A 7176-nucleotide genomic window follows, 5' to 3' on the forward strand; every position below is an offset into this window, starting at 1 on the left:
AACATCCGTTGCCTCGGGGCCCGGCCGTGGTGCTCCACGACCGGGCCCGGGGACGACCGGTCGTCACCACGGCGGGACGGTGAGCGCGAACTGCGGCAGCGCCAGCAGGAGCAGGACGGTACCGGCCTCGATCCAGCGGTACTTCGCGCGGATGATCGCGCTGGTACCGGCCAGCGCCGCCAGCAGCGGCCCCGCCGGGTCGCGCCCGGCCCGGTCGAACGCACGGCGCAGGCGCTCGGGGCCCGCCCCCGGGCTGATGTGCTCGAAGTACCCCGGACCGCCCGCCCCGCCGCTCCGCCCCCGCCGGTGACGCGGAACCAAGGCGGCGGCGAAGCAGCCGACCGCCAGCAGGGCGCTGGCCAAGGCGCTCCACCGCAGCAGCGCGGCGTCCCCGACCGGGGAGCCGGCGCCGCCGTCCAAGGGGATGAAGGTGGCGAGCACCGCGCCGGTGAAGGCCAGGAACACGGCGGCCTTGGTGTCGGCCCGGACGAGCTCCGCGCTGTTGGCCGCCATCAGACGCTCCATCGCCGACAGCGAGGACGGGCTCGACGCCGGTACCGGCGCGGCAGGCCGACGTGGCAGGCCGACGATCGTCGGCCGAGGACTCCGGCCGACGGAACGCCTGCGCGGCCCGCGCCGGACGGAGTCGCGGCGCGGGCCCGCCCCGGTCAACGCGGCACCCCGTTCGGCACACCGCCGGCCCAGCCGTTGACGTGGGCGTGGAGCTTGGCGGAGCCGGGCCCCGGGGGCTGCGGAGGAGGCCCGGGCACCTGCCGCCCCAGGGCCACCAGGCGGTCGCGCAGCAGCTTGGACAGCTCCTGCTGCTCCTGCGCCGTCAACGTGCCCAGCATCAGTGCCATCCGGTCCTGCCAGGTGGTCTCGCCCCGGAGCAGTTCGGCGTGGTTCACCACCCAGTCCAGGACGTCGCGCACCTCGTCGGGCTTCCTGGCGAGCCAGAGCGCCGCGAGGGCGACCGGGCCGTCCTGCACCTGGCGCCGACAGAAGTCGTACTCCTCCTCGCTCTTGACGGTCCAGTCGAACGGCACGTCCGTGGCGTCGGGTTCGCCGAGCCGCAGCTCGTTGCCGCGTTCGCGTGCGCAGACGTCCGTGACGCGGTAGCCGAGGCCGTAGTGGGGCAGCACGTACGGACCCGCCAGGTTCTGCGCCAGCTCCTCGGGGCCCAACCTGGCCCCCGAGGCGGCGGACTGCTCCTTGAACCAGTGCAAGCGCCCGTCGAGGTCCTTGCGGACCGGCAGCACGCCCTGGCTGGTCCGGGTCTGCACGACCCGCACGGCATCGTGCACCCACCACAGGAAGTGCACCTCCAGCGACTGCGTGCCGTACGAGGTCCGGAGCCGGAGCGCCCGCACGCCCGGCTGCTCGGCGAGGTCCACCAGGAACGCCTGGTCGAACCCGCGCAGCCCCAGGCGCCCGGAGGCCCCGTTCTCCACCCCCGGGCCCGCCGGTCCCGGGCTGCCCTTCCCCAGCCGGTGGTAGAGCCCTTGGCGGTCCACCAGGACCAGGGCACGATCGCGCCGCCCGGACCAGCGGTGCGAGAGGATCTCCCGCCACGGGGCACGGGTGGCCTGGGTGTAGACGGGCGGGTCGGTGTCGACGGTCATCGGGGTCCTCCGGAAACGGGGCCGGTGCGGTACGGCTGCGGCTCGCCCCGCCGCCAGGCCTCCAGGGCGCGGTGGGCGATGTCGCGGCCGACCAGGTCGGGGTCGTCGCTGCGGTCGATCTCGACCAGCAGACTCAGTTCGCCGGTGCGCATGTCCTGGGCGAGTGCCGTGAGCAGCGTCTCCACGTCGGCACGGAGCCCCTCGTCCCAGACCGCCCGACCGCACCAGCCGATCAGCTGGTACCTCGTCGCGGGGTAGAGCGCGTCGACGTTGAGGCACCGCCGGACGAAGGAGATCACCGCCCCGGTGAACTCCCCACCGGGACGCAGCTGCTGCTGGAACCAGACCGGGTCCCACAGCAGACCGGGAAAGGCCGTGAGCGCCAGGTCCTCGTCACGCCCCGGCTCCTCCGCCCACTCCATGAGCTCACGGAACACGGCCGACTGGTGCCCGCCGGCGAAGAGGCCCTCCAGCGACCGGCGCGCCGCCATGGCGACCTTGCTCTCGTCCTTCTCCTCCCCGCGGTAGCAGCGCCGGATCAGCCCGATCGCGAACTCCGGCCGGGCCGCTCCGAAGTCCCGGCCGCAGGCGTCCGCCACGGTCGACCTGAGTTGCCAGCTCCCGTTGTGGCTCCACCTGCTGAGGCGGTGCTTCACCTCGCCGGCGAGGACCGGGTCCTGCGCCGCGATGCCCAGGGCGTACGCGGCCGTGCTGCGGCTCTGTGCCCGGTCGGACCGGGCCAGCTCGTGGATGTGGCGCAGCGCCCGTCGGCCGCCGCTCCAGCCCGCCGCCAGCCCCATCACCCGGCCCACGGGGCCGGCCAGTTCGGGCTCGGCCCCCGGGACCCCGTCCATCCACTCGGTCAGCAGTCCGGAGACCTCGCCGTACTGACGCCACACGTGCCGGAGCACCGTCTCCGCCTGCCGGTGCCTCTTGAAGCGGATCGGTTCCACCGTGTAGGCGTAGCCCGAGGTCTCCCGCATCCCCACCGGGTCGCACTCCGCCCGGATCGTCGCCAGCAACTCGTCCAAGGAGCGCCGGAAGACGAACCGCGGATTCGGCCGAGGGGGCTCCCCGCGCACGGCCTGCTGCTCCCCGGCCTCGTTCGCCCGCAGCACCGCGTCGAGGCGGCCGTCCGCCAGCCTGAGCAACCGGTCGGCCTCGTCCCGGACGATCCGGTGGTCGAGCCCTTCCAGGACGCTCGTCACCAGCAGGAAGGCCAACGCGTCGGGGTCCTCGAGGAGCTCCTGCAGCAGGTCCGGGACCTCCGTCTCGGCGAGGAAGCTGAGCCGCTGGCCGAGGCCGGCCAGCCCGGGGTCGTCCTCGCGGACCCGCGTCACCTCGTCGACGAGCTCGGCCACCTGGGCCGGCACCAGCTCGGGCGCCAGCAGCGCGCCGAGGTCCGGCCCCAGCCGCTCCAGCAGGTCCCGGCGCAGCCGTTCGTCGGGCAGCGCGGCGTCCAGTCGCGCGTCGAAGACCGCACGCGGTGGCGGCGGCGTGTACTGCACCGCGTCGATGTCCATCTCACGGACGAGACGGCGGAGCGTTCCCGGGTCGTGCGGCAGCAGCACCACCATGCAGGCGTCGGCGCTCTCCAGCCGGGCGCGCAGCTTGGCGATCGCCGCGGGGCCGAGCGGGACCGCGGGCGACAGTCCGTGCACCAGGTAGCCGCGCGCCTCGCGGTGGGTGGGCCGCCAGGACGACAGGTCCGAGTCGCTGTCCAGTGCGCGCAGGGCCATGGTGTTCCCGCCGCCCTCGGACAGCAGGTTGAGGGCCGTGCTGCGGCGTCCGGTGCCGGGCTCACCGGCGAGGAAGAGCAGTCGGGTGCCGAGCCTCCTCAGCGCCTCGGGGAAGCAGTCCGGCTTCGCGAAGCCGGCCCGGGCGGCCAGGATCTCCGTCGCGGAGATCGGGCCGTCCTGCGCTTCCACCCGCTCGCCGCCGCCCGGAGCCGCCCCGGGGCCACCGTTCTCGACGCGCTGGTCCCCGTGCACCGAACCGGTGTTGATGTTGCCGTTCGGCGCGAAGATGAACGGTCGGCCGCGTCCCCAGCCGGCCAGGCGGTCCGCCAGGTCGAAGTCGAAGTCGGAGTCGAAGTCGTCCGGCCCGCCGGTCGGCCCTTCGATTGCCGGGCGCTCGTCGGCGCTCACCGGTGGTGCTCGTTCTTGTCGCCGTGGACGGTGTCCTTGTTGCCCCGCACGTAGTCGCCGTGGAAGCCGCTGATGGAGTCGCCCCGCACGTTGGTGACGCTCTGCCCGCCGTGCACCGTACCGCTGTTCAGGTTGCTACCGTCGCCCCGCTGGGTCACCACCGTCCGCGACACCCGGCGCTCCTCCGTCGGCCGGTCCGCCTTCCGCCCCTCCCGGCCGTCCCGTCCCTCCTGCTCGTCCACGACGGCGTCGCCGAGGATCCGGCGGTTGTACAGGTTCCCCGACGGCGCGGGCACGTACAGCCAGGCCTGCTGGTCGAACCGCTTGCCCTCGACGGTCGCCGGCACCTCGATGAAGTGGTCGGGGTGGCGCCCGGTGTAACCGCCGGCCACCACGTCCTGGTAGCACCGGTCGGACAGGATGGCGGCCACGTGGGTGATGCTCTCGTTGGAGGCGGCCAGCATGGCCTTCACCGGGCGGGAGTCGAGCAGCCGATGGGTGTCGTTGCGCGGGGTGCCGTTGCCGTCGAACTCGCCGCCCTCGTCGGGGAGCGGGCCGATGTTGAGGCTGACCCGCAGCCGGATGCGCACCGCCCCGACGGAGTGCACGTTGAACTCCGTGAGCACCTCCTGGAGGGTGTTCAGCCAGGGGTGGATCAGGAAGGGCATCCAGGCCGGGTCGAAGCCGAACACGTACCCGTCGCCGGTCGAGTTGGGGAACCGCCGGTCCTGCCAGACCTGGCCCAGATCGGCCCGCTCGAAGGACATCTGGAGCAGCTGCGGCACGTTCCCGCTGATCACGCCGTGCTCGATCGCGGGGTACCCGGTGAAGTCCTTGGCGTCCACGGCGACGATGCCCCGGTACGGCGGGAGGTTCCGGCTGCGGCTGTACGGCAGGGCGCTGGCCTCGGGCATCGGCTTGTCGAACTCCGTCATTCTCTGCTCCTTGTCGTTCCCGTGCTGACCTTGCGCCACCAAGCTTCGCGACGCCGCGTCGCGCCGTGTGCTCACTCGGTGCGGAAAGCGAGTGACGGCGGTCACACGGGCCGAAGGTCGGGCGCCGGGCCGTCAGCCGTGCAGGGGGGCGGCCGCGCGGCGGAGGGCGGGGAGGTCGCCGAGGACGATGGACTTCCGGCCGGCCTCGACGCGCTGGGCGGCCAGCGCGGCGAGGGCCGCGGTGACGGTGTTCCGGGAGACGCCGAGGTGCTGAGCCAACTCCTCACGGGTCAGTGCGAGTTCGGTGAGGCCGCGGGCCGTCGGCGCGGGGCCCGCGGAGAGGTCGGCCAGCGCGACCAGGGCGGCGGCCAGCCGGGGCACGACGTCGCCGCCGGTCCGCGCCAGGTCCGACTCCCGCAGCCGCCCCATGGCGTAGCGGACCATCACGGGGAAGAGTCCGCGCTCGGCGACGAAGCGCAGGAAGGCCGCCTTGGTGAGGACCGCGACCGTGCAGTCCGATATCGCCCGGACGCTCGCCGAGCGGACGCCGTCGTCCAGGACGGCCACCTCGCCGAGGAGTTCGCCCGGGCCGCGGAAGGCCAGGAGTCGGACGTCCCCGTTGCGCTCCTGTCGGCTCACCTTGGCGACTCCGGCCTGCAGGGCGAGGACGTGGGTGCCCGGTTCGCCCTGGCGCAGCAGGGTGGCGCCGATCGGGTGCCGGCGCTCGAACGCCTCCGCCAGCAGGTCCGTCCAGACCGCGTCGCCCATGAGGTGGCGCAGGGTCCGGCCCAGCGGCCCCGGCGGGCGGCCGTCGTGTTCGTTCATGCGACGACCCTAGGAGGTGCGGCGCACCGGACGCAGCGGAATCGGGCCGCGGGGCGCGCCCGCCGCCGGGGCGACGGGCCCGGGGCGGGCCCCCGTGGGGGTGAATGGGGGGTGGGGGGTTGACCGGGGGCGGTGCTGTAGCACGAACTCGGGGTGGGGTTGGGGGACTTGGGGCGGAAACCCTTCGCATGAGCGAATCCGGGGCGGGTCGGCGGCGCGCGGGCGGCGGGGCGAGAAGCCTGGTGGGAGGGCGGCGGCCGGTCCGGGTTGCGACTGGTGTGCGAGATGTCGGGGTTGTCCGGCGGTTTGCGACAAGTCGGGTACGGGACAGTATTTTTGACTTTCGGTCAGGATGTCCTGAACTTGGCTATGCTGCACCACCACGCCTCCGGAGCCGTTCTTCCGCTTGTCCCCCGTACTGTTCCGATCGTTTGAGGATGCTGAATGCTTCGAGCTGGATCGTCACCCGCCAGACGGCGCCGAGCGCCCCTGCTCGGCTGGTTGCTGCCGACGGCCGTGATGGCGGCGGCCGTGGCGGTCGCCGCGCTGGTGGTGTCCGCCGGGGCCCGGGCCGGGGTGCTGTGGTGCGGGGCGACGGGCACCGTGCTGGTGGCCGTGGTGGCCGCCGAGTCGGCCCGCCGGGGGCGCGCGCTGAGCGAGGCGCGCGACCGGCACGCCCGGCAGGTCGAGGACTTCCAACGCCGGCTGGCCGGCCAGGAGGACGAGCTGGACCGGCTCGCCCGGGTCGAGATGCGCCGGGTGGTCGCCGGGGCCCGGTACGGGTACTCCTTCGACGTCCTGACCAAGCCGCTGGAGGAGGGCGACGCCCCCGTCTCGCCGAGGTTCCGCCGCTCCCTGATCGCCGTCACCGAGGCCGTCGCCAAGGCCGTCGACGACGAGGTCAGCCGGCGCGACTCGGCCGAGCGGGCCTTCGTCAACATCGCCCGCCGGGTGCAGGCCATCATCCACCGGCAGGCCAAGGACCTGCGGGAGATGGAGGACCGGCACGGCAACGACCCGGCGGTCTTCGACGACCTGCTGCGCCTGGACCACGGCAACGCGCTGACCGGCCGCCTGGCCGACAGCATCGCCGTCCTCTCCGGCGCCCGCCCCGGCCGCCAGTGGACCCGCCCGATCGCGCTCTACAGCGTGCTGCGCGGCGGCATGTCCCGGATCCTGGAGTACCAGCGGGTGGACCTGCACCCGGTGGCCCAGATCTCCGTCACCGGCCCGGCCGTCGAGCCGCTCATCCACGCCGTCTCCGAACTGCTCGACAACGCCACCCGCTACTCCCCGCCGCACACCCACGTGCACCTGAGCGCCTCCGAGGTGCAGAGCGGGATGGCGATCGAGATCGAGGACGGCGGCCTCGGCCTCACCGACGAGGCCCGGATCCGCGCCGAGCGCTCGATCCGCGAGGCGATGGTCTCCAAGGACTTCGACGACCTCACCGAGTCCCCCCGGCTGGGCTTCGCCATCGTCGGCCGGCTCTGCCAGGCGTACGGCTTCCAGGTCTCGCTGCGCCGCTCCGCGTACGGCGGCGTGCGGGCGGTGCTGGTCGTGCCGCAGGAGCTGCTCACCACCGCGCCGACCATCACGGTCACGCCGAGCAGCAGCGCCGAGCCGGTGGCCCCGGTGCGGCCGGGG

Annotated in this window: 6 protein-coding genes; 1 reads left to right on the plus strand and 5 read right to left on the minus strand. The window is 73.8% G+C overall.

Features of this window, described 5'->3' with window-relative positions; genetic code table 11:
• Positions 1–63 precede the first annotated feature (63 nt).
• From ABZW03_RS33710 to ABZW03_RS33730, 5 genes are all read right to left on the minus strand, one after another.
• A complete protein-coding gene (locus ABZW03_RS33710) occupies positions 64–513 on the minus strand; it encodes a Pycsar system effector family protein (RefSeq protein WP_355266983.1) in 450 nt (149 codons plus the stop codon).
• Between the two features lie 155 nt (positions 514–668).
• Positions 669–1622, minus strand: a complete 954-nt coding sequence (locus ABZW03_RS33715; protein WP_355266986.1) for a hypothetical protein — start codon at positions 1620–1622, stop codon at positions 669–671.
• Complete coding sequence (locus ABZW03_RS33720) at positions 1619–3769, minus strand: hypothetical protein (RefSeq protein WP_355266989.1); 2151 nt, start codon at positions 3767–3769, stop codon at positions 1619–1621. Before ABZW03_RS33720 ends, ABZW03_RS33715 begins: the two co-directional genes overlap by 4 nt.
• On the minus strand, positions 3766–4704 hold the full coding sequence (locus ABZW03_RS33725; RefSeq protein WP_355266992.1) for a hypothetical protein: 939 nt from the start codon (positions 4702–4704) through the stop codon (positions 3766–3768). Before ABZW03_RS33725 ends, ABZW03_RS33720 begins: the two co-directional genes overlap by 4 nt.
• A gap of 132 nt (positions 4705–4836) precedes the next feature.
• Complete coding sequence (locus ABZW03_RS33730) at positions 4837–5529, minus strand: cyclic nucleotide-binding domain-containing protein (RefSeq protein WP_355266995.1); 693 nt, start codon at positions 5527–5529, stop codon at positions 4837–4839.
• A 501-nt stretch (positions 5530–6030) separates the two neighbouring features.
• Here ABZW03_RS33730 and ABZW03_RS33735 point away from each other — a divergent pair.
• A partial coding sequence (locus tag ABZW03_RS33735; RefSeq protein WP_355266998.1) for an ATP-binding protein occupies positions 6031–7176 on the plus strand: 1146 nt, incomplete at its 3' end.

The sequence above is a fragment of the Kitasatospora sp. NPDC004799 genome (genome assembly GCF_040609095.1).
Taxonomy (GTDB): domain Bacteria; phylum Actinomycetota; class Actinomycetes; order Streptomycetales; family Streptomycetaceae; genus Kitasatospora.